The sequence below is a fragment of the Pantoea sp. ME81 genome, from assembly GCF_903970985.1.
Lineage (GTDB): Bacteria > Pseudomonadota > Gammaproteobacteria > Enterobacterales > Enterobacteriaceae > Pantoea > Pantoea communis.
The window spans coordinates 1-25,237 of record NZ_CAJCKS010000014.1 but is presented as its reverse complement, the minus strand read 5'-3'; the positions used below and the strand labels follow the sequence as shown (position 1 = coordinate 25,237).

Annotated in this window: 24 protein-coding genes; 17 read left to right on the top strand and 7 right to left on the bottom strand. The window is 54.2% G+C overall.

The window, feature by feature from the left end:
* Window positions 1-67: 67 nt before the first annotated feature.
* Window positions 68-946 carry an NAD(+) kinase gene (nadK, locus tag H7A81_RS04405; protein WP_034825588.1) on the bottom strand — a complete coding sequence of 293 codons (879 nt, stop codon included), beginning with the start codon at window positions 944-946 and terminating at the stop codon, window positions 68-70.
* A 122-nt stretch (window positions 947-1,068) separates the two neighbouring features.
* On the opposite strand from nadK, the gene grpE reads away from it, so the two are divergent.
* Complete coding sequence (gene grpE, locus H7A81_RS04400) at window positions 1,069-1,647, top strand: nucleotide exchange factor GrpE (protein WP_034825591.1); 579 nt, start codon at window positions 1,069-1,071, stop codon at window positions 1,645-1,647.
* Window positions 1,648-1,696: 49 nt separating this feature from the next.
* On the opposite strand, the gene ung is transcribed toward grpE, so the two are convergent.
* Window positions 1,697-2,374, bottom strand: a complete 678-nt coding sequence (ung, locus tag H7A81_RS04395; protein WP_160869443.1) for a uracil-DNA glycosylase — start codon at window positions 2,372-2,374, stop codon at window positions 1,697-1,699.
* 264 nt (window positions 2,375-2,638) lie between these two features.
* On the opposite strand from ung, the gene grcA reads away from it, so the two are divergent.
* Window positions 2,639-3,022 carry an autonomous glycyl radical cofactor GrcA gene (grcA, locus tag H7A81_RS04390; RefSeq protein ID WP_038645342.1) on the top strand — a complete coding sequence of 128 codons (384 nt, stop codon included), beginning with the start codon at window positions 2,639-2,641 and terminating at the stop codon, window positions 3,020-3,022.
* Window positions 3,023-3,219: 197 nt separating this feature from the next.
* Here the strand turns inward: grcA and srmB are convergent, their stop codons facing one another.
* The gene (srmB, locus tag H7A81_RS04385; RefSeq protein WP_182056837.1) at window positions 3,220-4,548 is read right to left on the bottom strand and encodes an ATP-dependent RNA helicase SrmB; all 1,329 of its coding nucleotides are present in this window, start codon (window positions 4,546-4,548) and stop codon (window positions 3,220-3,222) included.
* Between the two features lie 137 nt (window positions 4,549-4,685).
* Here srmB and H7A81_RS04380 point away from each other — a divergent pair, with 137 nt between their 5' ends.
* Window positions 4,686-5,435 (top strand): tRNA1(Val) (adenine(37)-N6)-methyltransferase, encoded by a 750-nt coding sequence (locus H7A81_RS04380; RefSeq protein WP_166936228.1) that lies wholly within the window; start codon window positions 4,686-4,688, stop codon window positions 5,433-5,435.
* On the opposite strand, the gene nadB is transcribed toward H7A81_RS04380, so the two are convergent.
* Entirely contained in the window at window positions 5,420-7,039 is a 1,620-nt protein-coding gene (nadB, locus tag H7A81_RS04375; protein ID WP_182056871.1) for an L-aspartate oxidase, read from the bottom strand. The genes H7A81_RS04380 and nadB overlap by 16 nt on opposite strands.
* A 442-nt stretch (window positions 7,040-7,481) precedes the next feature.
* On the opposite strand from nadB, the gene rpoE reads away from it, so the two are divergent.
* From rpoE to acpS, 11 genes are all read left to right on the top strand, one after another.
* Window positions 7,482-8,060 (top strand): RNA polymerase sigma factor RpoE, encoded by a 579-nt coding sequence (rpoE, locus tag H7A81_RS04370; RefSeq protein WP_038645348.1) that lies wholly within the window; start codon window positions 7,482-7,484, stop codon window positions 8,058-8,060.
* Between the two features lie 27 nt (window positions 8,061-8,087).
* Window positions 8,088-8,747, top strand: a complete 660-nt coding sequence (rseA, locus tag H7A81_RS04365) for an anti-sigma-E factor RseA (RefSeq protein WP_034825605.1) — start codon at window positions 8,088-8,090, stop codon at window positions 8,745-8,747.
* A complete protein-coding gene (rseB, locus tag H7A81_RS04360) occupies window positions 8,747-9,703 on the top strand; it encodes a sigma-E factor regulatory protein RseB (protein ID WP_034825608.1) in 957 nt (318 codons plus the stop codon). Before rseA ends, rseB begins: the two co-directional genes overlap by 1 nt.
* Window positions 9,700-10,164, top strand: a complete 465-nt coding sequence (gene rseC / locus H7A81_RS04355; RefSeq protein WP_182056835.1) for a SoxR-reducing system protein RseC — start codon at window positions 9,700-9,702, stop codon at window positions 10,162-10,164. Before rseB ends, rseC begins: the two co-directional genes overlap by 4 nt.
* A 218-nt stretch (window positions 10,165-10,382) precedes the next feature.
* On the top strand, window positions 10,383-12,182 hold the full coding sequence (gene lepA / locus H7A81_RS04350) for a translation elongation factor 4 (protein ID WP_034825613.1): 1,800 nt from the start codon (window positions 10,383-10,385) through the stop codon (window positions 12,180-12,182).
* Between the two features lie 9 nt (window positions 12,183-12,191).
* A complete protein-coding gene (gene lepB / locus H7A81_RS04345) occupies window positions 12,192-13,163 on the top strand; it encodes a signal peptidase I (protein ID WP_034825616.1) in 972 nt (323 codons plus the stop codon).
* A 132-nt stretch (window positions 13,164-13,295) separates the two neighbouring features.
* Window positions 13,296-13,976, top strand: coding sequence for a ribonuclease III (rnc, locus tag H7A81_RS04340; RefSeq protein ID WP_034825618.1), 681 nt, complete (start codon window positions 13,296-13,298; stop codon window positions 13,974-13,976).
* 54 nt (window positions 13,977-14,030) lie between these two features.
* Complete coding sequence (era, locus tag H7A81_RS04335) at window positions 14,031-14,933, top strand: GTPase Era (protein WP_034825620.1); 903 nt, start codon at window positions 14,031-14,033, stop codon at window positions 14,931-14,933.
* A gap of 3 nt (window positions 14,934-14,936) precedes the next feature.
* Window positions 14,937-15,665 (top strand): DNA repair protein RecO, encoded by a 729-nt coding sequence (gene recO / locus H7A81_RS04330; protein WP_038645361.1) that lies wholly within the window; start codon window positions 14,937-14,939, stop codon window positions 15,663-15,665.
* Between the two features lie 70 nt (window positions 15,666-15,735).
* On the top strand, window positions 15,736-16,467 hold the full coding sequence (gene pdxJ / locus H7A81_RS04325) for a pyridoxine 5'-phosphate synthase (protein WP_034825624.1): 732 nt from the start codon (window positions 15,736-15,738) through the stop codon (window positions 16,465-16,467).
* Window positions 16,467-16,847: a holo-ACP synthase gene (acpS, locus tag H7A81_RS04320; protein ID WP_034825626.1), complete on the top strand. Its 381-nt coding sequence runs from the start codon at window positions 16,467-16,469 to the stop codon at window positions 16,845-16,847. The genes pdxJ and acpS overlap by 1 nt, the downstream gene beginning before the upstream one ends.
* Here the strand turns inward: acpS and H7A81_RS04315 are convergent.
* Both H7A81_RS04315 and H7A81_RS04310 read right to left on the bottom strand, forming a co-directional pair.
* Complete coding sequence (locus H7A81_RS04315; RefSeq protein ID WP_166936232.1) at window positions 16,844-17,092, bottom strand: YfhL family 4Fe-4S dicluster ferredoxin; 249 nt, start codon at window positions 17,090-17,092, stop codon at window positions 16,844-16,846. The genes acpS and H7A81_RS04315 overlap by 4 nt on opposite strands.
* A gap of 213 nt (window positions 17,093-17,305) precedes the next feature.
* Window positions 17,306-18,145 carry a MurR/RpiR family transcriptional regulator gene (locus tag H7A81_RS04310; protein WP_034825629.1) on the bottom strand — a complete coding sequence of 280 codons (840 nt, stop codon included), beginning with the start codon at window positions 18,143-18,145 and terminating at the stop codon, window positions 17,306-17,308.
* 204 nt (window positions 18,146-18,349) lie between these two features.
* On the opposite strand from H7A81_RS04310, the gene yfhb reads away from it, so the two are divergent.
* Together yfhb and tadA are read left to right on the top strand one after the other, a co-directional pair.
* Window positions 18,350-18,988, top strand: coding sequence for a phosphatidylglycerophosphatase C (yfhb, locus tag H7A81_RS04305; protein WP_182056869.1), 639 nt, complete (start codon window positions 18,350-18,352; stop codon window positions 18,986-18,988).
* Window positions 18,989-19,044: 56 nt separating this feature from the next.
* On the top strand, window positions 19,045-19,539 hold the full coding sequence (tadA, locus tag H7A81_RS04300) for a tRNA adenosine(34) deaminase TadA (RefSeq protein ID WP_097118618.1): 495 nt from the start codon (window positions 19,045-19,047) through the stop codon (window positions 19,537-19,539).
* Here tadA and mltF read toward each other — a convergent pair.
* Complete coding sequence (gene mltF / locus H7A81_RS04295) at window positions 19,536-20,993, bottom strand: membrane-bound lytic murein transglycosylase MltF (protein ID WP_166936234.1); 1,458 nt, start codon at window positions 20,991-20,993, stop codon at window positions 19,536-19,538. The genes tadA and mltF overlap by 4 nt on opposite strands.
* A 270-nt stretch (window positions 20,994-21,263) precedes the next feature.
* On the opposite strand from mltF, the gene purL reads away from it, so the two are divergent.
* Window positions 21,264-25,154, top strand: coding sequence for a phosphoribosylformylglycinamidine synthase (gene purL / locus H7A81_RS04290; RefSeq protein ID WP_166936236.1), 3,891 nt, complete (start codon window positions 21,264-21,266; stop codon window positions 25,152-25,154).
* Window positions 25,155-25,237: the final 83 nt, after the last annotated feature.

The following is a 25,237-nucleotide window of genomic DNA, read 5'->3' as shown; positions in this document are numbered from 1 at the left end:
AAACAGATATGGTTTTTCATACAGTATAAACTGGTTTTTTATACAGTAAAGTGGCTGGCGGTGATTTTCAGAACAATTTTTTTGACCAGCCCAGTTTTGAGCTTAACGTATTAAAATAATTGTAATTTTTAGGATGGATCAGGTTGAGATGATGCGCGCTACGGCGAATCAACACATCTTCTCCTTCCTGAATAGGCAGTGCAATCTGGCTATCGCAGCTGATCTCCAGGTCGCTACGCAGAGATGAGAAACGCAGTCGAATGGTGCTGCTGCTGTTGATCACCAGCGGGCGGGCAGAAAGTGTGTGCGGGAACATGGGCACAATGGCGATGGCATCCAGTGATGGCGTGAGAATCGGGCCGCCCGCTGAGAGGGAATAGGCGGTGGAACCAGTGGGCGTCGAGATGATTAAGCCATCCGAACGCTGGGAAAACGCAAAGACCTCATCGATATACACCTCGAATTCAATCATGTGCGCCACTTTCCCCGGATGCAGCACCACTTCATTAATGGCACTTCCGATCCGCGGCGAGCACGCTTCTTTGCACACCTGCGCCTCCAGCAGGAAACGGCTTTCGACAAAGTATTCGCCCTGCAGTACGTCATCGAGCTGTTGCTGGGCATTATCCGGGTCGAGATCGGTGAGAAAACCGAGATTACCGCGGTTAATACCAATCACTTTGATGTCATAACGTGCCAGCACGCGCGCGGCGCCCAGCATATTGCCGTCACCGCCCACCACTACGGCTAAATCGGCGCGTTGGCCAATTTCGGCCAGGCTGCCGGTTTCCACATCTTTCAAATTTAGTTCGCGCGCAATCTGCTGCTCGACGATCACCTCATAGCCTTTTGCTGTCAGCCAGCGCCAGAGCATTTCATGGGTGGTTAACGCAGTAGGATGGCGCGGATGGCCGACAATCCCAATGCAGTTAAAGTGTTTGTTCATTTAGCGCGTGTTCCTCATAAGCCAAAACGGCCAGGCAATGTGATGGGTTCACTTGAATCCGTCGAACTGATCCCCATAATAAGCCAACCAGCGAGATGAATGTGCAAAACGCGGAGAAATTCATGAGTAGTAAAGAACAGAACACCCCTAACGAGCAAGTCTCAGACGAAATTCAACAGGATCAGCAGCACGTGGACGCAGAGACGGCAACTGAGGTGGATCCGCGTGATGAGCGTATCGCGCAACTGGAAGCGGAATTAGCCCAGTCGCAAGGTGGCGTGCGTGAAGCACAGCTGCGCGCTCAGGCGGAGATTGAGAACATCCGTCGCCGTGCCGAAATGGATGTGGAAAAAGCGCACAAGTTTGCGCTGGAAAAATTTGCCAACGAACTGCTGCCAGTGATTGATAGCCTCGAGCGCGCGCTGGAAGTAGCTGATAAAGAGAACACCGAACTGGCTTCGATGATTGAAGGCATCGAACTGACGCTGAAATCCCTGCTGGGTGCCGTGCGTAAGTATGGTGTTGAAGTGGTCGGGGAAACCAACGTGCCATTCAACCCGGATGTGCATCAGGCGATGTCGATGATTGAATCAGAAGACATGGCACCGAACCATGTACTGATGGTGATGCAGCGTGGTTATACCCTTAATGGCCGCCTGTTGCGCCCAGCGATGGTGGCAGTAACCAAAGCCAAAGGCTGATTACCCTGCTGATTAAAAAAACGGCCGCTGATTGCGGCCGTTTTTATTTCTAAGGCAGGACAGGCATCCAGTCGATGGGCGTCTGGCCCGACTGGATTAACAGCGCGTTCGCCTGCGAGAAGTGCTTACTGCCAAAAAAGCCGCGATGGGCGGAAAGCGGTGAGGGATGCGGCGCTTTCAAAACATGGTGACGTTGCGTATCGATAATGCTGCCTTTCTTCTGCGCATGCGAACCCCACAGCAGGAAAATCACGCCTTCACGATGTTGATTGATCGCGCTTATCACATTGTCCGTAAAGGTTTCCCAGCCGAATCGCGCGTGGGAATGCGCTTTGCTGGCTTCTACCGTTAGCACCGTGTTCAGCAGCATCACACCTTGTGTGGCCCAGCTTTCGAGGAAGCCGTGCTGTGGGCGCGTAAAGCCCGCAATATCCTGCTCCAATTCTTTGTACATATTCAGCAGTGAAGGAGGCGTGGGCACGCCGGGAAGCACGGAGAACGCCAGACCGTGCGCCTGATTCGGGCCGTGGTAGGGATCCTGACCCAGAATCACCACCTTGATGTCACCCAGTTCCGTCAGACGGAAGGCATTGAACACGTCTTTTTGCGGCGGATACACGGTCACACCTGCGGCACGTTCATTGGCTACTGCTTTTAACGTTTCGACGAAGTAAGGTTTTTCTTTCTCTTCAGCTAGCACGTCGTGCCAGGTCAGCTTCTCAGCCATCGTTAACTCCCTGCAAAATTTTGCGCCTAGCTTAACGTGTCGGACACGGCAGCAGAAGGGTAAAAATAATTTGAAAAAATACAGAAAAAGTTTTCATACGTAATGGTTGTAAATCAATTTGTTAGCGATAAAGCGCACTTCGCTTGCCAGCATAATTGATACAGGTCAAAACGGCGGCAAATCCCCGGTGGTATATCAATGTGTCAGATCAATGGATACACCGCGTGATAGGAAACATCGCGCATTTAAGCCCTGGAGGTCACTATGATTACCGGTATTCAAATTACTCAGGCCAATAACCCACAACTGCTGAACTCATTCTGGTTGCTGGATGATGAGAAAGCGGAAGCTCGCTGCCTGTGTGCAAAAGGCGATTTCACGGAAGATCAGATCGTTGCGATCAGCGATTTGGGAGACATTGCTTACCGCGAAATCCCGCTGGAGCAGAAACCCGAGGTGCGTATTGAAGGGGGCCAGCACCTGAACGTCAACGTGCTGCGTCGCGAAACCTTAGAAGATGCGGTTAAGCATCCGGAAAAATATCCGCAACTGACCATTCGTGTGTCTGGTTATGCGGTGCGCTTTAATGCGCTTACCCCTGAACAGCAGCGCGATGTGATTACCCGTACTTTCACTGAAAGTCTGTAATTGATCGGCTGACGAAAAGTCACACAGCAATCCAGGCCGCGCCGATACCCTTCGGCGCGGCTTTTTTGTCTTTATCGATCCTGAAAGGGAATGCCGGAAAGGGGATTCACAGCAAAAATATAACCGAAGCGTTATTTTGGCAGGCTAAAGATAAAAAAAACGCCTCATCAGAGGCGCTTTATTGAGTGCGTGCTGATTTATTCTGCACCGCTCTCTGGTGTGCTGCTGCCGCTGGCCTTACGACGTTTACCGACATTTTTGGTGTCGCGATGACGTTGTTTAACACGCGGTTTTTCAGCTTCTTTCTCTTTGCGCTCTTTACGCTTCGCAAGGGCTTTTTTCGACGGTTTTCCTGTCACTTTAGCACTTGGCGCACGTGATTCCGGGCGCAGTTCTTCAATGATGCGCGCTTTGATCGGCTCGTTGATATAGCGGGTAATTTTACCCAGCAGCACATGGTCATGTGCCTCTACCAACGAAATCGCCGTGCCTTTACGTCCAGCTCGCGCCGTACGACCAATGCGGTGCAAGTAGATATCGGCAGTAAGAGGCAGGTCATAGTTGATGACGTGAGTGACGTCATCAATGTCGATACCGCGTGCCGCAACATCGGTCGCAATCATCACGTTGACGCGATTTTCGTTTATACGCTTAATCGCTTCATTGCGGTTTACCTGCACCATCTCACCTTCAAGATAGCTGGTACGAATGCCGGCTTCGTGCAGCCAGGTCACCAGTTCATGCAGGCGCTCACGCTTACGCACAAACACCACCACGCGCTTGGCTTCAGGCTGTTTTAACAGGTGCACCAGCAGCTTGGTTTTGTGCTCAAGGTTGTCAGCACGATAAAACCACTGTTGAATCTTCTTGCGTTCGCTTTTGCTGGGATCCGCTTCAATTGATACCGGATCGTTCAGCAGACGCTCGGCAAAATCTTTGATGTTCTCGCCTTCCAGCGTGGCGGAGAACAGCAGCGTCTGTTTGCGCCAGCGGGTTTCCGCTGCGATGGTTTCAATATCCTGCGCGAAGCCCATGTCGACCATGCGGTCGGCCTCATCCAGAATCAGTGTTTCAACCGCGCGGCAGTCAAAGTTTTCTTCTTTGATGTACTGCAGCAGGCGGCCGGTGGTGGCCACCACGATGTCCTGGTTTTCGCTGAAAACTTCGGCGTGGTTCATATAAGCCACACCACCGGTGATGGTAGCGATATCCAGGTGCGTGTGTTTAGCCAACTCACGTGCGTGATCGGCAACCTGCATCGCCAGTTCGCGGGTTGGCGTGAGGATCAAAATACGTGGCGGGCCCGATTTTTTGCGTGGGAAGTCGAGCAGATGCTGTAAAGCGGGCAGCAGAAAAGCAGCGGTTTTCCCCGTTCCGGTTGGCGCCGAACCCAGAACGTCACGGCCTTCCAGCGCGGCAGGAATGGTCTCAGCCTGAATGGCAGTGGGGCGCGTGAAGCCTTTTTCCTGCAGCGCTTGCAGCAGGCTTTCGTCGAGTTCGAATTCGGAGAATGTGGTTACGGTCATGGTCTACCTCAGTTTGGGGCGCTGATTATAGACAGAACAGACATAATCTTCATCTGTTTGTGTGCAGCAGGTGAAGGTGAATTCCCCTCACGACCACGTTACACTCCCCGCAGTAGATAATTCAACGGTAGTGAAGTATGTCTCAGGACCAGCCGCAGACGCGGGCAATGTTAAGAAAAGATGGTTTTACCTTTAAGCAATTTTTCGTGGCGCATGACCGCTGCGCGATGAAAGTCGGCACCGATGGCGTGTTACTGGGTGCCTGGGCGCCAGTGGCAGGCGCGCGACGAATTCTGGATATTGGCTGCGGCAGCGGATTGATTGCGCTGATGCTGGCACAGCGTACGCCACAACAGGTGATGCTGGATGCCGTCGAGCTGGAAACCAGTGCGGCTAGCCAGGCTGAGGAAAACGTGCAGGCTTCTCCCTGGGCCGATCGCATCACTGTACATCAACAGGACATCGTCAGCTGGAGCGAGCAATCGGAAAAACGCTACTCCCTGATCGTCAGCAATCCGCCTTTTTTTGCGCCGGGAACGGCGTCAGCCAGCGCAGAGCGTGATAGCGCGCGCAGTACCACCACACTTGATCATCCCACGCTATTGCGTTGTGCCGCTCAGCTAATTGAAGAAGAGGGGATTTTTTGCGTGGTGCTGCCCGAAGATGCGGGAGAAAATCTTATTCCACTGGCGCTGGCTGAAGGCTGGCATCTGCGGTATCGCTACGACGTGGCGGCTTACGCGCATCGTCCGCCGAATCGTCTGGTGTTAGGTTTCTCGCCCACGGCAGGCGAAACGTTGCTGGAACGTCTCGCCATTCGTGATGAAGATAAGAGCTATTCGGCTGACTGGCTGAGTCTGGTGAGTGATTTCTATCTGTTCCGATAATGCTCTGGCTGGAGTTGAGTCGGTAAAGCTTCCGGGAGTTGATCGGGATAATCAGGCGTATAGTGCAGGCCGCGGCTCTCTTTGCGTTCCAGCGCACAGCGCACCATCAACTCCGCCACCTGCACCAGATTGCGTAATTCCAGCAGGTTATTGGAGAGGCGGAAATGCGCGTAATACTCATCGATCTCCTGCTGCAGTAAATTAATTCTGCGCAGTGCGCGCTCAAGCCTTTTGGTGGTGCGCACAATTCCCATGTAATCCCACATGAACAGGCGCAGTTCATGCCAGTTGTGCTGAATCACTACGCGTTCGTCCGCGTCATCGACCCGGCTTTCATCCCAGGCCGGCAGTTGCTCGACGGCGGCAACATCCGGCAAGCGGCGAATCATGTCCTCCGCCGCAGACCAGCCATATACCAGACACTCCAGCAAAGAATTCGATGCCATACGATTGGCACCGTGCAGGCCGGTGTAGCTCACTTCACCAATGGCATACAGCCCATCGACATCGGTGCGGCCCTGCTGATCCACCATCACGCCGCCGCAGGTGTAGTGCGCGGCAGGCACGATGGGAATTGGCTGTTTGGTCAGGTCCAGTCCGAAGGTCAGCAATTTCTCGTAGATCATTGGGAAGTGCGCGCGGACAAAACTCTCTGGCTGATGGCTGATATCCAGATACATGCAATCGACACCTAAACGCTTCATTTCATGATCGATAGCGCGCGCCACGATATCGCGCGGGGCCAGTTCAGCGCGCTCGTCAAAATCAGGCATAAAACGGGTACCATCCGGGCGCAACAGCCATGCGCCTTCGCCGCGCAACGCTTCCGTGAGCAAAAAGTTCTGTGCCTGAGGATGGAACAGACAGGTGGGGTGGAACTGATTGAATTCCAGATTGGCGACACGGCAGCCAGCACGCCATGCCATCGCAATACCATCACCAGAGGCCACATCCGGGTTGGTGGTGTACTGATACACTTTTGCTGCACCGCCAGTGGCCAGTACCACCGCGCGAGCACGACAGGTTTCCACCTGTTCGCGATTGCGGTTCCAGATCCACGCACCCACCACCCGACGCTTACCCGGCAGACCCAGTTTGTCGGAAAGAATTAAATCAACAGCGTTAGTGCGTTCAATAATGCGGATGTTGGGATGGCTCAGCGCCTGGCTCACCAGTGTGGTTTCCACCGCGCGGCCAGTGGCATCGGCGCTGTGCAGAATCCGACGATGGCTGTGTCCGCCTTCGCGCGTCAGATGGTAACGTGCTTCACCATCATTCTGCGGCTCTTTATCAAACGCCACGCCATTATCAATCAACCACTGCACGCAATGGCGCGCATTGCTGGCGATAAAGCTAACGGTTTCGCGCTCACATAAGCCTGCACCGGCAATTAATGTGTCTTCGACGTGAGATTCAATGCTGTCTGTTTCATCAAACACCGCAGCGATACCGCCCTGGGCATACAGCGTCGAACCTTCGTTCACCTGTGCTTTGCTTAACACGGTCACCTGGTAATAGGGTGCCAGTCGCAGCGCCAGAGAGAGGCCTGCAGCACCGCTACCCACAATTAACACATCACATTGGTAATCAGGATTCGATGTCATGGTGTTTAATTTACTAAACAAAAGGTTTCCCGAGCATAAGCCTGGAAGCCGGTCCTGTGAAGTATTTTGAACAAATTACGCGGTAAAATTATCCAGAGCGGCGACATAATCACGCGATTTCAGTAAGTTATGTCCGAAAATAAGCACATCGTGTTTTTTATACCAAACACTCTGAAAATTCAGGTAATAAAGGTGAAAATTAGGGCGTCATAGGGTACTCTCCCAGCGATTATCGGTGCCGTAAATGACGCCAACGGCGTAGCCAGTCGCTACACTGAAAGACAATCAACAACAATGATGTCGTGGTTCCGATACGGAAAATATCTGGTCGTGGTGAACTTCAGGCCAACATATGACTCTAAGCGCATGCTTGCTCAGAACAATGAGATGTGCTGGCAGTTCACTTACGCATAAAAAGAGATTTGGGGAGACATTACCTCGGATGAGCGAGCAGTTAACGGATCAGGTTCTCGTTGAGCGGGTTCAGAAGGGAGATCAAAAGTCATTTAATTTACTGGTGATTCGATACCAGCATAAAGTGGCGAGCCTGGTTTCACGTTATGTCCCTTCAGGCGATGTGCCTGATGTGGTTCAGGAATCCTTTATTAAAGCGTATCGCGCACTGGAATCTTTCCGTGGCGATAGCGCCTTTTATACATGGCTGTACCGCATTGCGGTGAATACAGCAAAAAACTATTTAGTGGCTCAGGGGCGTCGTCCGCCATCTAGCGATGTGGATGCTATCGATGCAGAAAATTTCGAAAGTGCGGGAGCATTAAAAGAAATTTCGAACCCTGAGAACTTAATGTTGTCAGAGGAACTGAAACAAATTGTTTTTCGGACCATTGAGGCGCTTCCCGAAGATCTGCGTATGGCCATCACCCTCAGGGAGTTGGATGGTTTAAGTTACGAAGAGATTGCCGCCATCATGGATTGCCCGGTGGGTACGGTTCGTTCGCGTATCTTCCGTGCCCGAGAGGCCATTGATAATAAAGTTCAACCGCTTATCCAACGTCAGTGATAACGGCTACTGGAAGGGTACCAAAGCATGCAGAAAGAAAAACTTTCCGCTTTAATGGATGGTGAAACTCTCGATAACGAGCTGCTGGCGTCGTTGTCGAAGGATGCAGATCTTCAAAAAAGCTGGGAGAGCTACCATCTAATCCGCGACACCTTACGAGGTGATGTCGGTGAAGTGCTGCATTTTGATATCTCCGCACGCGTTGCAGCGGCCATTGAAAATGAGCCATTGCGTAAAGTGACTCCGCTGATTCCTGAAGCGCAGCCTGAGCCATCACGCTGGGAGAAAATGCCGTTCTGGCGTCGTGGCGGCACCTGGACTGCACAACTGGCGCAGATTGGTGTGGCTGCCTGTGTCTCGCTGGCGGTGATTGTCGGTGTTCAGCACTACAATACTCAGCCTGGCAGCAGTGCAACGGAAACCTCAGATTCTCCAGCGTTTAATACGCTGCCGATGATGGGTAAAGCTTCTCCTGTCAGTCTTGGCGTCCCTTCTGACGCGTTTGACACCAATAGCTCTAACCAGCAGGTACAGGAACAGCGTCGTCGTGTGAATGCCATGCTGCAGGACTATGAACTGCAACGCCGTCTGCATGCTGATCAGGTCCAGTTCGATGAAAAGAATGATCCACAGCAGGCGCAAGCTAATGTTCCCGGAAATCAGTCGTTAGGAACTCAACAGCAGTAATGAAGCAACTTTGGTGTGCCGTTAGCCTGCTGGCAGGCAGCCTGCTTTGGTCCTCCACCGCCCCGGCGCAGACATCTGCTTCCGGGGCGTTGTTACAGCAGATGGAGCAGGCAAGCCAGAACCTCAACTACGAATTCGCCTACATCAATGTCTCTCGTCTTGGCATTGAATCTCTGCGCTATCGTCATGCAGTTATCGATAATCGTATCTTTGCCCAACTGTTGCAGATGGATGGGCCGCGTCGTGAAGTGATTCAACGTGGCAATGACATCAGCTACTTTGAGCCTGGACTTGATCCTTTCTCACTACCGGGCAATCACATTATTGATGCGCTGCCTGCATTGATGTTTGCTGATTTCTCCCGCCTTGGTGATGCCTACGATTTTATTCCGGTAGGACGTTCACGTATGGCCGATCAAATGTGCGAAGTGGTGCGCATCGTGTCGCGTGATGGCACGCGCTACAGCTATGTCGTGTGGCTGGATGTTGATACTAAATTGCCGCTACGCATTGATTTGCTGGATCGTGATGGTGAAACGCTGGAGCAGTTCCGTGTCATCAGCTTTGCGGTGGATGAAGGCGTGCGTAATCTGATGCAGGGGCTGGAAAAAGCCAATCTGCCGCCAACGCTGTCATTACCAGCGGGCGATAAAGTGCAGCTCAGCTGGCAGCCAGGCTGGTTGCCAGCGGGTATGACACTGATTTCGCAGAGTCGCCGCGATATGCCAGCCATGAATAAAACCGTAGAATCTCGTCTGTACAGCGATGGCTTATTTAGCTTTGCTATCAACATTACGCCTGCCGATAAAAGCAGTGTGCCGCAGTCATTGCGCACTGGGCGTCGTACGGTGCAGACAGAAGTGCGCGATAATCGTGAAATCACCGTGGTGGGCGAATTACCGCCTGCAACGGCCAAACGTATCGCGGACAGCATAGATTCAGGTGCACAAAAATGATGAGAGAATGGGCCACCGTGGTGGCGTGGGAAAAAGGCATTGCCACGCTGCACTCGGAAGCGAAAACCTCCTGTAACAGCTGTTCAGCCCGCAAAGGCTGCGGCAGCCACGCGCTCAATCAACTTGGGCCGAAAAATGCTCATGTCATGACCATTGCCAGCCCGGAGCCTTTACAGCCCGGACAGCGCATTGAATTGGGTATCCGTGAAAGCAGTCTGCTGGGTTCAGCGCTGCTGGTTTACATGACGCCGCTGTTTGGCCTGTTTTTAGTCGCAGGTCTGTTTCAGATGCTGTTCCACAGCGATCTGGCGGCGGCCTGCGGTGCGCTGTTAGGCGGCATCGGTGGCTTTATTGTGGCTAAAGGGGTTTCCAGCGTGTTCGGTCATCGGGAAGCCTTTCAGCCGATCATCCTCAGCGTTGCGTTACCGCCCGATGCCATGCGCATAGAAAATGAAGGTTGATCCCTGCCAGGGCCGCGCAATGCGCGGCTTTTTCATTTAGGCTTACCCGCTGAAATCTGTTGCGATTCCCCACAGTTCCATTCTTTAACGCGCGGCGTTAACAGTGTAATATGCGTCGTCATTAATGAGGCTGACAGGATTCCGGGTAAAGCTCACTTTCCTGAATGTGTCTGTGCTCAAGTTTTCCACTGATTTTTTACGTGAAGATATTCATATAAATGAAGCACATACGAAATTTCTCCATCATCGCACACATCGACCACGGCAAATCAACGCTCTCTGACCGCTTGATTCAGATTTGTGGTGGCCTCAGCGATCGTGAGATGGCGGCGCAGGTTCTGGATTCTATGGATCTGGAGCGCGAGCGCGGCATTACCATTAAAGCGCAAAGCGTCACGCTCGATTACAAAGCGCTGAACGGTGAAACTTACCAGCTCAATTTTATCGATACTCCCGGCCACGTTGACTTCTCCTATGAAGTTTCCCGCTCTTTAGCGGCTTGTGAAGGGGCTTTGCTGGTGGTCGATGCAGGTCAGGGCGTTGAAGCACAGACGCTGGCGAACTGCTACACCGCAATGGAAATGGATCTGGAAGTGGTACCGGTTCTGAACAAAATCGACTTGCCTGCGGCCGATCCTGAGCGCGTGGCGGAAGAGATTGAAGATATCGTGGGTATTGATGCGGCTGATGCCGTGCGCTGCTCGGCGAAAACCGGCGTTGGCGTTCCGGATGTGCTTGAGCGTCTGGTGCGTGATATCCCACCACCGGAAGGTGATCCGGAAGGCCCACTGCAGGCGCTGATCATCGACTCATGGTTCGATAACTACCTGGGCGTTGTGTCACTGATTCGTATCAAGAACGGTACGCTGCGCAAAGGCGACAAAGTGAAGGTGATGAGCACCGGTCAGACCTATAACGCTGATCGCTTAGGCATCTTTACACCGAAACAGGTTGACCGTAATGAACTGAACTGCGGTGAAGTAGGCTGGTTGGTTTGCGCTATCAAAGACATCATGGGCGCGCCAGTCGGTGACACCCTGACGCTGCAACGCAATCCTGCTGAACATGTCCTGCCAGGCTTTAAGAAAGTGAAGCCACAGGTATATGCTGGCCTGTTCCCGATCAGCTCTGATGACTATGAAGCGTTCCGTGATGCGCTGGGCAAACTGAGCCTCAACGATGCCTCACTGTTCTATGAGCCAGAAAGCTCAACGGCGCTGGGCTTCGGCTTCCGCATCGGCTTCCTCGGTCTGCTGCACATGGAGATCATTCAGGAACGTCTGGAGCGTGAATACGATCTCGACCTGATTACTACAGCGCCAACGGTAGTTTATGAAGTCATCACCACCGACGGCCAGACAGTCTATGTTGACAGCCCTTCGAAGCTGCCACCGCTGAACAATATTGAAGAACTGCGCGAACCGATCGCCGAGTGTCATATGCTGCTGCCGCAGGAATTCCTCGGCAACGTCATCACCCTGTGTATTGAGAAACGCGGTGTGCAGACCAACATGGTTTACCACGGTAAACAGGTTGCGCTGACCTATGAAATCCCGATGGCAGAAGTGGTACTCGACTTCTTCGACCGTCTGAAATCAACGTCTCGCGGCTATGCATCGCTGGACTATAACTTTAAACGTTTCCAGGCCTCTGACATGGTGCGTGTCGACGTGATGATTAACTCAGAACGTGTTGATGCGCTGGCGCTGATTACCCACCGTGATAACTCTCAGTATCGTGGCCGCGACCTCGTGGAGAAGATGAAAGATCTGATCCCACGTCAGCAGTTCGATATTGCGATTCAGGCGGCAATCGGCAACCACATTATCGCTCGCTCAACGGTCAAGCAGCTGCGTAAAAACGTCCTGGCGAAATGCTATGGCGGTGACGTGAGCCGTAAGAAGAAACTGTTGCAGAAGCAGAAAGACGGTAAGAAGCGAATGAAGCAGGTCGGCAACGTTGAGCTGCCGCAGGAAGCATTCCTTGCCATTCTGCATGTCGGTAAAGACAGCAAATAAGGAACTTTAATGGCTAATATGTTCGCCCTGATTCTGGTGATCGCCACGCTGATAACGGGTGTTATCTGGTGTATCGATCGCTTTAAGTGGGCTCCGGCGCGTCGTGCTAAGCAGGCAGCTGCACAAGCGCAGGCGGGCAACACATTGGACGGCAAAACGCTGGCCAAAGTGGCGGCTCAGCCAGGCTGGGTAGAAACGGCGGCATCGGTGTTCCCGGTGCTGGCGGTGGTACTGATCGTTCGCTCATTTATTTTTGAGCCATTCCAGATCCCATCAGGTTCCATGATGCCGACGTTGCTGATTGGTGATTTTATTCTGGTGGAGAAGTTTGCTTACGGAATCAAAGATCCGATTACTCAAACCACGCTGATCCCAACGGGTCATCCGCAGCGTGGTGATGTGGCGGTGTTTAAATACCCGAAAGATCCGAGCGTCGATTACATTAAACGTGTGATCGGTCTGCCGGGCGACAAAGTGGTGTTTGATCCTTACAGTAAAACGCTGACGGTAAACCCGGGTTGTGGCACGGGCAAATGCGATACCGCGTTGCCGATCACCTATACCAACGTGGAGCCAAGCCGCTTCATTCAAACCTTCAGCGGCTTTGATGGCAATGAAACCGGCAACGGCTTCTTTGAAGCACCACAGGGCGAAACCATGAAGGGCGGCCTGCGTCTGGGAACACGTAAAGAGACGTTGGGCACGGTGACGCACGATATCCTGTTAGTAAACGAAGCGCAGAGCCAGGCAAGCATGTATTATCAGCAGCCGGGTCAGCCGCAATCCACATGGATCGTGCCGGAAGGGCAATATTTCATGATGGGCGATAACCGCGATAACAGCGCCGACAGCCGCTACTGGGGCTTTGTGCCTGAGAAGAATCTGGTCGGTAAAGCGGTGGCTATCTGGATGAGCTTTGAGAAACAAGAAGGACAGTGGCCAACGGGCGTGCGCTTAAGTCGCATCGGCGGAATCCACTAAGCATTATGCCCACTGCGGTGGGCAACACGGTTGGCCTCTTTCGGGGGGCCACTGCAAACGAAACAGAACGTGTTGGAACCTCAGCCCTGTTTCGTATGCAGAGTTACAGACGCACAGAATAACTGGAATCGCATGAACCCCATCCTTATTAACAAGCTGCAGCGCAAACTGGGCTACACTTTTACTCATCCGGAACTACTGCAGCAAGCATTGACTCACCGCAGTGCCAGCAGTAAGCACAATGAACGTCTTGAGTTTCTTGGCGATTCCATTCTCAGCTATGTGATTGCCAATGCGCTTTATCACCGCTTCCCACGTGTGGATGAAGGTGACATGAGCCGCATGCGCGCTACGCTGGTGCGGGGCAATACCCTGGCAGAGATGGCGCGTGAGTTTGAACTTGGCGAATGTTTACGTCTTGGACCGGGCGAGTTGAAGAGTGGCGGTTTCCGTCGCGAATCGATTCTTGCTGATACGGTTGAAGCGCTGATTGGCGGTATCTTCCTCGACAGCAACATTCAAACCGTTGAGAAACTGATTCTCGATTGGTACCAAAATCGCCTTGATGAGATCAGCCCGGGTGATAAGCAAAAAGATCCAAAAACGCGTCTGCAGGAGTTTCTGCAAGGGCGTCACCTGCCGCTGCCTTCTTATCTGGTGGTGCAGGTGCGTGGCGAAGCCCACGATCAGGAATTCACCATTCACTGTCAGGTGAGTGGCATGGCAGAACCGGTGGTGGGTGTAGGTTCCAGCCGCCGTAAAGCAGAGCAAGCTGCCGCTGAACAGGCATTAATTAAGCTTGGTCTCGAATAAAATACATAGTCATATCGCAGCGTCGACAGCGACGCTGCTCAAGTCAGGACTCGAATGAGCGAAATCGAAACACACAGCGGCTTTATCGCGATTGTTGGCCGACCTAACGTTGGCAAATCCACCTTACTGAACCAATTACTGGGGCAGAAAGTGTCGATCACCTCGCGTAAACCGCAAACCACGCGTCACCGCATCATGGGTATTCACACTGAAGGCGCTTATCAGGCGATCTACGTGGATACTCCCGGGCTGCACATGGAAGAGAAGCGGGCGATTAACCGCCTGATGAACCGTGCTGCCAGCAGCTCAATTGGTGATGTGGAGCTGGTGATTTTTGTTGTTGAAGGCACCCGCTGGACGCCGGACGACGAAATGGTCTTGAACAAGCTGCGCGACGGCAAAGTGCCGGTGGTGCTGGCGGTTAACAAGGTCGATAACATTCAGGATAAAACCATTCTGCTGCCACACCTGCAGTTCCTGAGCCAGCAGATGAATTTCCTTGAGATTGTACCGATCTCGGCAGAAAGCGGTAAGAACGTTGATGCCATTGCCGCTATCGCGCGTAAATGCCTGCCGAAATCTGACCATCACTTCCCGGAAGATTACATAACGGATCGTTCACAGCGCTTCATGGCGTCTGAGATCATCCGTGAAAAACTGATGCGCTTCCTCGGTGCGGAACTGCCTTACTCAGTGACCGTGGAAATCGAACAGTTCGTCTCTAACGATCGTGGTGGCTATGACATCAACGGTCTGATCCTCGTCGAGCGCGAAGGGCAGAAGAAGATGGTGATTGGCAACAAAGGCGCCAAGATTAAAACCATCGGTATTGAAGCGCGTAAAGACATGGAAGAGATGTTTGAAGCCAAAGTGCATCTCGAACTGTGGGTTAAAGTGAAATCGGGTTGGGCGGATGACGAACGTGCACTGCGCAGCCTGGGCTATACAGACGAATAATTGATGGAAGGCTGGCAACGCGCCTTTGTGCTGCATAGTCGCCCTTACAGCGAAACCAGCCTCCTGCTCGATCTGTTCAGCGAAAGCGAAGGGCGCGTCCGCGTCCTGGCCAAAGGCGCACGCTCGCGCCGTTCCCAACTCAAAGGTGCACTCCAACCCTTCACGCCGCTGCTGGTGCGTTGGGGTGGGCGTGGCGAAGTTAAAACGCTGCGCAGCGCCGAAGCGGTGTCGCTGGCCTTGCCGCTCAGTGGCATCACGCTCTACTGCGGGTTGTACGTTAACGAACTGCTGTCTCGCGTGCTTGAGCAGGAAATTCCTTTCTCCGACCTCTTCTTTGACTATCTCCATTGCATCCAGATGCTGGCCGCAGGCAGTGGCACGCCTGAACCGGCGCTGCGTCGCTTTGAACTGGCGCTGCTGGGCCACCTGGGTTACGGCGTGGATTTCCTGCACTGTGCGGGCAGTGGTGAAGAGATCGATGACGGCATGACGTACAGTTATCGTGAAGAGAAGGGGTTTATCGCCAGCCTGGTGGTGAACCAACGCAGTTTTACCGGTCGCCAGTTGCGTGCGCTGTGGGCACGCGAGTTTCCCGATGCCGACAGCCTGCGTGCTGCCAAGCGCTTCACGCGTATGGCGCTCAAGCCTTATCTGGGCGGTAAACCGTTGAAGAGCCAGGAACTGTTTCGCCAGTTTGTGCCGAAAAAGAAGCCCGATGTGGCAAACGACTAGCGCTGGTCGTACCGCCTGATATGCTCAGCACGGTACACTGCAAACACACTGAACCTATTTAAGGATTGTCATGGCTGAGTTGCTGTTAGGGGTCAACATTGACCACATCGCCACCGTACGTAACGCACGTGGCACGAATTATCCCGATCCAGTCCAGGCGGCGTTTGTTTCTGAACAGGCGGGCGCAGATGGCATCACTGTGCACCTGCGTGAAGATCGTCGTCATATCACCGATCGCGATGTGCGAATTCTGCGCGATACCATCCAGACGCGTATGAATCTGGAGATGGCGGTGACCGATGAAATGATCGACATTGCCTGCGACATCAAGCCGCACTTCGTGTGTCTGGTGCCAGAAAAGCGCCAGGAAGTGACCACCGAAGGCGGATTAGATGTGGCGGGTCAGCAGGACAAAATCAACGCAGCGGTTCGCCTGCTGAGCGAAGCGGGTATCCTGGTGTCGCTGTTTATCGATGCCGATCATCGCCAGATTGAAGCGGCCGTTGCCAGCGGCGCACCCTACATTGAGATCCACACCGGCGCCTACGCGGAAGCACCGGAAGGGCTGGAGCGTGAAGCCGAGCTGTCTCGCATTCGCAAAGCGGCCACGTTTGCAGCCAGCCTGGGTTTGAAGGTCAATGCCGGTCACGGTCTGACGTATCACAACGTGCAACCCATCGCTGAACTGCCGGAGATGCATGAGCTAAACATTGGTCACGCCATCATTGGCCGCGCGCTGTTCAGTGGCCTGGCGGATGCGGTGTCAGAGATGAAGCAGCTGATGCGGGAAGCGCGTCGTTAATGGCGATTCTCGGACTCGGCAGCGACATCGTTGAAATCGAACGTATTGCTGGCGTGATTGAGCGATCCGGCGATCGTCTGGCGCGTCGCGTCTTGAGCGAAGCCGAGTGGCAGCAATATCAGGCGCACCAGCAACCGGTGCGCTTTCTTGCCAAACGTTTTGCGGTGAAAGAAGCGGCGGCTAAAGCCTTTGGTACCGGGATTCGCGGTGGTCTGGCCTTTAATCAATTCGAAGTGTACAACGATGCGCTGGGCAAACCGGGCTTACGCTTTTTCGAACAGGCAAAAGTGATTGCCAGCCAGTTGGGCGTGAAACATGTGCATGTTACCCTGGCCGATGAGCGCCACTACGCCTGCGCAACGGTGATCATCGAAGACTAAGGGTGCAACACGACAAATTTCTCCCACAGCGCCTCACGGGTTTCCGGGTGCTGTGGGTCAGAAATGATGGTGTTATCAATCGGGCAGACGCTTTGGCAGGTCGGCACATCATAATGGCCTACGCACTCGGTGCAGCGGTCGACATCAATCTCATAGATCATCTCACCGAAGCTGATAGCCTGGTTCGGGCATTCAGGTTCGCACATATCGCAATTGATGCATTTCGCCGTAATGAGTAAAGCCATGATCGCCGTTAGCCTGATAAAGAAGGCGCGCACCTTATCATAAAATCGGCTTCTGCAGGCGCAGGGTTTGTTGTGCTGGATCAAACAAAGCGGGAATTAAGTTCACTGCAGCAGAATTCGCTATAAGTCAGCCAGGAATCAGGAAAACTCCGCGTTACCCTTCTGTGGGCTAAGAATCAGCCAGTAAAAGGCCGGATAACGGCCTTTTTCGCATTACACCAGTTTTTTGACCAGTTCTTCGCTGTGCCTTATGTGGCTTGAAGCGCGTTCTGGATCGTTTTGTACCAACGCCATAAACAGCAGGTCGGTCAACGCCAGTTGTGCACTGGTGGATGAGATTGCGGCACTGCGCGTGCTTTGCTCCTCGGCAACGGTGTACAAGCATATGGAAGCGCACTGTTGCAGCGAGTTGGGGGTAAAGCCGGTAAACGCCAGCACGTCGACCCCCAGCTGTGCGGCTTCCTGTGCCGCAAGGTTAATCTCACGCCGCTCGCCGGTATAGGAAATCGCCAGCAGCACATCCCCCGGTGCCATCGCCTGCACGCTCGCCAGTAAAGCATGCATATCCTGTTCGGCTACCGCGTTGATGCCAATTTTCATCAGCTTCCACGAGAAATCTTTCGCCACCAACCCTGAAGCGCCGATGCCCACAAGCAGAATGCGGTTGGCGTTCTTCAGCAGCTGCAGGGTTTGCAGCAGTTTCTCTTCGCTGTTGATATCCAGCGTGGCGCGGATAGCGGAAATCTTCTCAGTCAGTAATTTTTCGCCGACCACCTTGAGGGGATCGTCGCTGAGAATATGATTGTGCACGGTGATGGCATCGCGATCCGCCAGCGACTCACTCAGTGCCAGTTTCAGTGCAGGAAATCCCTTATAGCCCAATTTCTGGGCAAACTTCACCACGCTCGACTGGCTGACGCCCGATTCCTCAGCCAGTTTTTGTGAACTCAGATGCCGTGCCCGATCCGGCTGCGACAGCAAAAAATCCGCCAGCCGACGCTCATTTAGCGCCAGTCGAGGGTAGAGCTGGCGAATTCGCAGCAATGAACTCATGTTCGATCCTTAATCCATCTAATCCCGCTTGAGCTTAGTCTCTTTTCGCACCGTCAGGTTTTAATGACAGCACGCCGATACAAAGAATAAACTATTCAGCTGGCATTGTGGCCATTGGAATTAAAAATGACTGCTTTCGCCCCCGCCGTTGAAGCTGGCTACACTGTAGGGCAAGCCGTAGAAAGGAAAGATAAGGAGTGGAGTTTGACAAAGGGTACGCAACGCCGCGTGGTGTTTTTCGATCTGGATGGCACGCTGCATCAGCAGGACATGTTTGGCACCTTTATGCGTTATCTGCTGCGACGCCAGCCGATCAACTTGTTGCTGGTGGTGCCGCTGTTGCCGGTAATTGGCCTGGGAATGCTGTTTAAAGGACGCGCCGCACGCTGGCCGATGAGCTTGCTGCTGTGGGCCATTACCTTCGGCCACAGTGAGCAACGCCTGCGTCAGCTTGAAGCGGAGTTCGCGACATGGTTCCGTCAGCGTGTTACCGCCTTTCCGGTGGTGCAACAACGTCTGACCGATTATCTCAGTAGCGATGATGCGGATGTGTGGCTGATCACCGGTTCACCACAATCACTGGTGGAGCAGGTCTATTTCGATTCGGCCTTTCTGCCGCGCGTACAGCTGATTGCCAGTCAGATGCAACCCGGTTTAGGGGGGCGCGTGCTGGCCATGCGATGCCTCGGGCATGAGAAGGTCGCTCAACTCGAAGAGAAGATTGGTACACCATTGCAACTCTACAGCGGTTACAGCGACAGTAAACAGGATAACCCGCTGCTGTTCTTCTGCCAGCATCGCTGGCGGGTAACATCACGCGGTGAGCTGCAACAGCTGGAGTGAATCATGCGGCGATTCCGTCTATAATGCGCCGCCTTTAAATCCGCAGGAGCTGCCCGGTGAACCCACAAACTGATGAATATTGGATGCGCCATGCGCTGGAGCTGGCGCGTCGCGCGTGGGAACAGGGCGAAGTGCCGGTCGGCGCGGTATTAGTGCAGGGTGATAAAGTGATTGGCGAAGGCTGGAATCGACCGATTGGTCAGTGCGACCCGACCGCGCATGCCGAAATCATGGCGCTGCGGCAGGGCGGCAAAATCCTCGAAAACTATCGCCTGCTTGATACCACGTTGTATGTGACGCTGGAACCCTGCGTGATGTGCGCCGGTGCGATGGTACACAGTCGCATTACGCGGCTTGTATATGGTGCAAAGGATGAGAAAACGGGCGCAGCGGGCTCGCTCATGGACGTGATTGGTCACCCAGGTATGAATCATCAGATTCAGATTGATTGCGGTGTGCTTGCAGAAGAGTGTGCCGGAATGTTGAGTGACTTCTTCCGCATGCGCCGTGAGCAAAAGAAAGCGCTGCGCCAGGCGCAGCGCGAAGGTTAGTTCATCGCAATCTTAGGTTCGACCGCCGGGTAACCGGCGCCCAATTCGGCTTCCAGCGCCGACTGCTGAGCGATGCGCTTCTCCTGCTCCTGCAGATATCCCACCAGACTGATCTGATACTTACGGATGTTCTCGACATAGTTGTAAGCTTCATGGCCGCGCGCGTAACCGTAGGAGGTTTGCGCGTAATAACGCTTCTGGCTCAGCATCGGCAGACGCTGTTTGACATCGGCCCAGCTATCAGGATTACCGCCTTGTTTGGCCGTCAGCTTGCGGGCATCCAGCATGTGCGCATAGCCCATGTTATAGGCCGCCAATGCAAACCAGATGCGCTCATCATCAGGAATGGTGTCCGGCACCTTCTCCATCATACGTTGCAGGTATTCGCTGCCGCCACGGATGCTCTGCTCAGGATCAAGGCGATCGTTGACGTCGAGGCTGTCAGCGGTGTTACGCGTCAACATCATCATGCCGCGCACACCGGTCGGTGAGGTCGCCTGCGGATTCCAGTGAGACTCCTGATAAGAGATGGCTGCCAGCAGACGCCAGTCCATGCTCGCCGCGTATTTCTCAAACAGCGGTTTGATATCCGGCAACGTGTTATCAATCGCGCGCAGGAAGGTGCGGGTATCCACGTAATCAAAAGTGCCAACGTGACCGAGATACTTCTCTTCGAGGCGCGCCATTGTGCCTTCTTCGCCCATCTGGCTGTAGAAGTCGAGCATTGCCGCATTCAGACTGTCATCATCATTGCGTGGCAGATACCAGGTGACCGGTTCTTCATCGGTGATGTCGAATGCTACGGCCAGCTGCGGATGGATGCGCTGCAATAAGCCGATGGTGACCGAATCGCCCACGGTGTAATCCAGCTTGCCGTCGGCGACGGCTTCCAGCAGCGCTTTCTGTCCCTGATCGGTAGAAATCGCCCAATCGAGATCGGGATAGCTGTCAGCTTTTGCGGAACGTAAAGTTGACAGATATGCCGAACCGGACTGCACAATCAGGCGGCCTTTCAAATCGCCGAGATTCTTCGGCCGTGGCTTATCAATGCGGTACACCAACTGCTGCGAAACAGAGTAGTAGCTTGGTCCACTTTGATAGTGGGCAAGGCGTTCACCGTTGTAGATCAGCCCAGCTGCAAGCAAATCCGCCTTACCATCATCCAGATCGTCAAACAGATCGCCGAGGTTCGGACGCACCGTAACCTCAAGTTTGACGCCAAGATAATCGGCGAAGCGTTTCGCCAGCTCGTAATCCATACCGGCTGGTGCATTATTGATGGTGTAGTAAGTCAGCGGGGAGTTGACGGTACTGATGCGCAGCACTCCACGTGATTTAATCTGTGATAACGCGTCTTTTCCGCCCCCGTACCAGGGGATGGAAGGCCACAGTGCCAGCGCAAGTAGCACGGTGATCAGACCGATAAACAGATAGTTTATTTTCAGGCGTTTCAAATAGTTGTCTCGTAATGGCTCACAGGCCTCTGTCTTTTAAAGGCAGTATTTGTGTTGTTTTTACTCCCAGAGCGAGGGGCATTTTGCGCAACAAAGTGCAGCAGGGCAACTTATATAGCAAGAATTGTGCAAAATTCAGCCAAATGCTGAGTGCCAGATTTTATGCGCAAACGGTTTCGTAACCCGTGCTGTTTCTCTATAATACCGCCCGTTTTCCCCTGTTGCGCCCAATGAAGCGTCGCCCGGCGCTTCGAAGACGAGAGATCTTTGATGATGGAAATTCTGCGTGGTTCGCCCGCTCTGTCGGCATTTCGTGTAAACAAACTGCTGACCCGCTTTCAGGACGCTCACCTGCCAGTGAGTGATATTTACGCCGAGTACGTCCATTTTGCCGATGTCAGTGCACCGCTCAGTGCGGATGAACATGCCCGCCTGCAACGTCTGCTGAAATACGGTCCTTCTCTCGCCGAGCACGCGCCACAAGGGCGTCTGTTACTGGTGACGCCGCGTCCCGGCACCATTTCTCCGTGGTCATCAAAAGCCACCGATATCGCGCACAACTGCGATTTGCCCCAGGTTATCCGTCTCGAACGCGGTATGGCCTTCTATGTGCAGGCGCCGCAGCTGACGGAAGCGCAATGGCAACAGTTGGCTAGCCTGCTGCATGACCGCATGATGGAGACCGTGTTCGGTGACCTGAATGATGCGCAGCAGTTGTTCGCACACCATGAACCACAGCCGCTGAAAAGCGTTGATGTGCTGGGTGCCGGTCGCATTGCACTGGAACAGGCCAACACCACGCTGGGCCTGGCACTGGCCGATGACGAAATCGACTATTTGCTGAATGCCTTCACCAAACTGGGCCGCAATCCGAACGACATCGAGCTCTATATGTTTGCTCAGGCAAACTCAGAGCACTGCCGTCATAAAATCTTCAACGCCGACTGGATTATCGACGGTGAAAAACAGCCGAAGTCGCTGTTTAAAATGATCAAAAACACCTTTGAACACAATCCTGAGCACGTTCTGTCTGCTTATAAAGACAACGCCGCGGTAATGGAAGGTTCAAAAGTGGGCCGCTTCTACGCCGATGCGCAGAAGGGCGAATACACCTTCCATCAGGAAGAGGCGCATATCCTGATGAAGGTGGAAACCCATAACCACCCCACCGCGATTTCGCCGTGGCCAGGTGCTGCGACCGGTTCCGGTGGTGAAATCCGTGATGAAGGCGCAACGGGACGTGGCGCGAAGCCGAAAGCGGGCCTGGTCGGTTTCTCCGTTTCCAACCTGCGTATTCCGGGTTTTGAACAGCCGTGGGAAGAAGATTTTGGTAAGCCGGAGCGTATTGTTACCGCGCTGGATATCATGACTGAAGGCCCACTGGGCGGCGCAGCGTTCAACAACGAATTTGGCCGTCCTGCACTGAACGGATACTTCCGTACTTATGAAGAGCGCGTGAACAGCCATAATGGCTCAGAACTGCGTGGCTACCATAAGCCGATCATGCTGGCGGGCGGTATTGGTAACATCCGTGCTGACCACGTGCAGAAGGGTGAGATCGTCGTCGGCGCGAAACTGATCGTGCTCGGCGGACCCGCGATGAACATTGGCCTCGGTGGCGGAGCAGCCTCTTCAATGGCCTCTGGGCAGTCTGATGCGGATCTGGATTTTGCATCTGTCCAGCGTGACAACCCGGAAATGGAGCGTCGCTGCCAGGAAGTGATCGACCGTTGCTGGCAGCTGGGCGAAGCCAACCCGATTCTGTTCATCCACGACGTCGGTGCTGGCGGTCTGTCGAACGCGATGCCAGAGCTGGTGAGTGATGGTGGCCGTGGCGGTAACTTCAACCTGCGCGACATCCTCAACGATGAGCCAGGCATGAGCCCGCTGGAAGTGTGGTGTAACGAATCCCAGGAACGTTATGTGCTGGCGGTGGCACCGGCTCAGCTGGCGCTGTTTGACGAGCTGTGTAAGCGTGAGCGTGCCCCTTATGCGGTGATCGGTGAAGCCACCGAAGAGCTGCACCTGAACCTGGCGGATAGCCACTTCGATAACAACCCTATCGACATGCCGCTGGACGTGCTGTTGGGCAAAACGCCGAAGATGACGCGTGATGTTGCCACTCAGCAGGCCAAAGGCGATGCGCTGGTGCGTGACGGCATTACCGTGGCTGACGCCGTTAATCGCGTACTGCATCTGCCAACTGTGGCAGAGAAAACCTTCCTGATTACCATCGGTGACCGTTCGGTAACCGGTATGGTGGCGCGTGACCAGATGGTCGGCCCATGGCAGATCCCGGTAGCGAACTGTGCAGTGACCACCGCCAGCCTGGATAGCTATCACGGCGAAGCCTTCTCACTGGGCGAACGTGCGCCAGTCGCCTTGCTGGACTTCGCTGCATCTGGTCGTTTAGCGGTCGGTGAAGCGTTGACCAACCTGGCGGCCACCGCGATTGGTTCACTGCAGCGCGTGAAGCTCTCTGCAAACTGGATGGCAGCAGCGGGTCACCCGGGTGAAGATGCCGGTTTGTACGCTGCGGTTAAAGCGGTTGGCGAAGAGCTGTGTCCGGCGCTAGGCATCACGATTCCGGTCGGCAAAGACTCGATGTCGATGAAAACTCGCTGGCAGCAGGGTACTGAAGAGCGTGAGATGACCTCACCGCTGTCGCTGGTCATTACCGCCTTTGCGCGTGTGGAAGATGTGCGCCGCACCGTAACGCCTCAACTGCAAGCTGACCAGGATAACCTGCTGTTGCTGATTGATTTGGGCAACGGCGCAAACACCCTGGGTGCTACCGCGCTGTCACAGGTTTATCGTCAGTTAGGCGACAAACCAGCCGACGTACGTGATGCATCGCAACTGGCGGGCTTCTTCAACGCCATTCAGGCGCTGGTGGCCGAGCAGAAGCTGCTGGCTTACCATGACCGTTCTGATGGCGGCCTGCTGGTAACACTGGCAGAAATGGCTTTCACCGGTCACTGCGGTATCGAAGCCGATATCGCCGCGCTGGGTAACGATGCGCTGGCAGCACTGTTCACCGAAGAGTTGGGTGCAGTGATCCAGATTAACGCCGCTGACCGTGCCGCCGTTGAGAAAGTGTTTGCCGACCATGGCCTGAGCAGCAATGTGCATGTGATTGGTCAGGCACTGCCGGGCGATCGCTTTGTCATCCGTTCTGGCGACAGCGCGGTGTACAGCGAAAGCCGCACCACGCTGCGTACCTGGTGGGCAGAAACCACCTGGCAGATGCAGCGCCTGCGTGACAACCCTGCCTGTGCCGATCAGGAGCACGAAGCGAAGAAAGACGACAACGATCCTGGCCTGAACGTTCATCTGACCTTCAAGCCAGAAGAAGATGTTGCTGCGCCGATGATCGCCACAGGCGCGCGTCCTCGTGTTGCCGTACTGCGTGAGCAGGGCGTGAACTCCCACGTTGAGATGGCAGCTGCCTTCCACCGTGCTGGTTTCACCGCAGTCGATGTGCACATGAGCGATCTGCTGGCGGGCCGCCGTGGTCTGGAAGAGTTCCAGGCGCTGGTCGCGTGCGGTGGCTTCTCTTACGGTGACGTATTGGGTGCCGGTGAAGGTTGGGCGAAGTCGATTCTGTTCAACGGCCGTGTGCGTGATGAGTTCGAAAACTTCTTCCACCGTCCACAGACGCTGGCGCTGGGCGTATGTAACGGCTGCCAGATGATGTCGAATCTGCGTGAGCTGATTCCGGGCAGCGAACTGTGGCCACGCTTTGTACGTAACCAGTCAGAGCGGTTTGAAGCACGTTTCAGCCTGGTTGAAGTGGCTGCGAGCCCATCGTTGCTGCTGGACGGCATGGCCGGTTCTCATATGCCAATCGCCGTGTCGCACGGTGAAGGCTTCGTGGAAGTGCGTGACGGTGCACATCTGGCTCAGCTGGAAAGCAAAGGTCTGGTGGCGCTGCGCTTCGTGGACAACTTCGGTAAAGTGACCGAAAATTACCCAGCCAACCCGAACGGCTCGCCGAACGGTATCACTGCAGTCACCAACGAAAGCGGTCGTGTCACCATTATGATGCCGCACCCAGAGCGCGTGTTCCGTACCGTGAGTAACTCCTGGCACCCTGCGGAGTGGGGCGAGGACAGCCCATGGATGCGTATCTTCCGCAACGCACGTAAGCAGCTGGGCTAATTTAGCCAATAGCATCAGAGGCCGCCGCAAGGCGGCCTTTCTTTTGGCCGGCTGGTCCAGACTCACTCACTCACTCACTCACT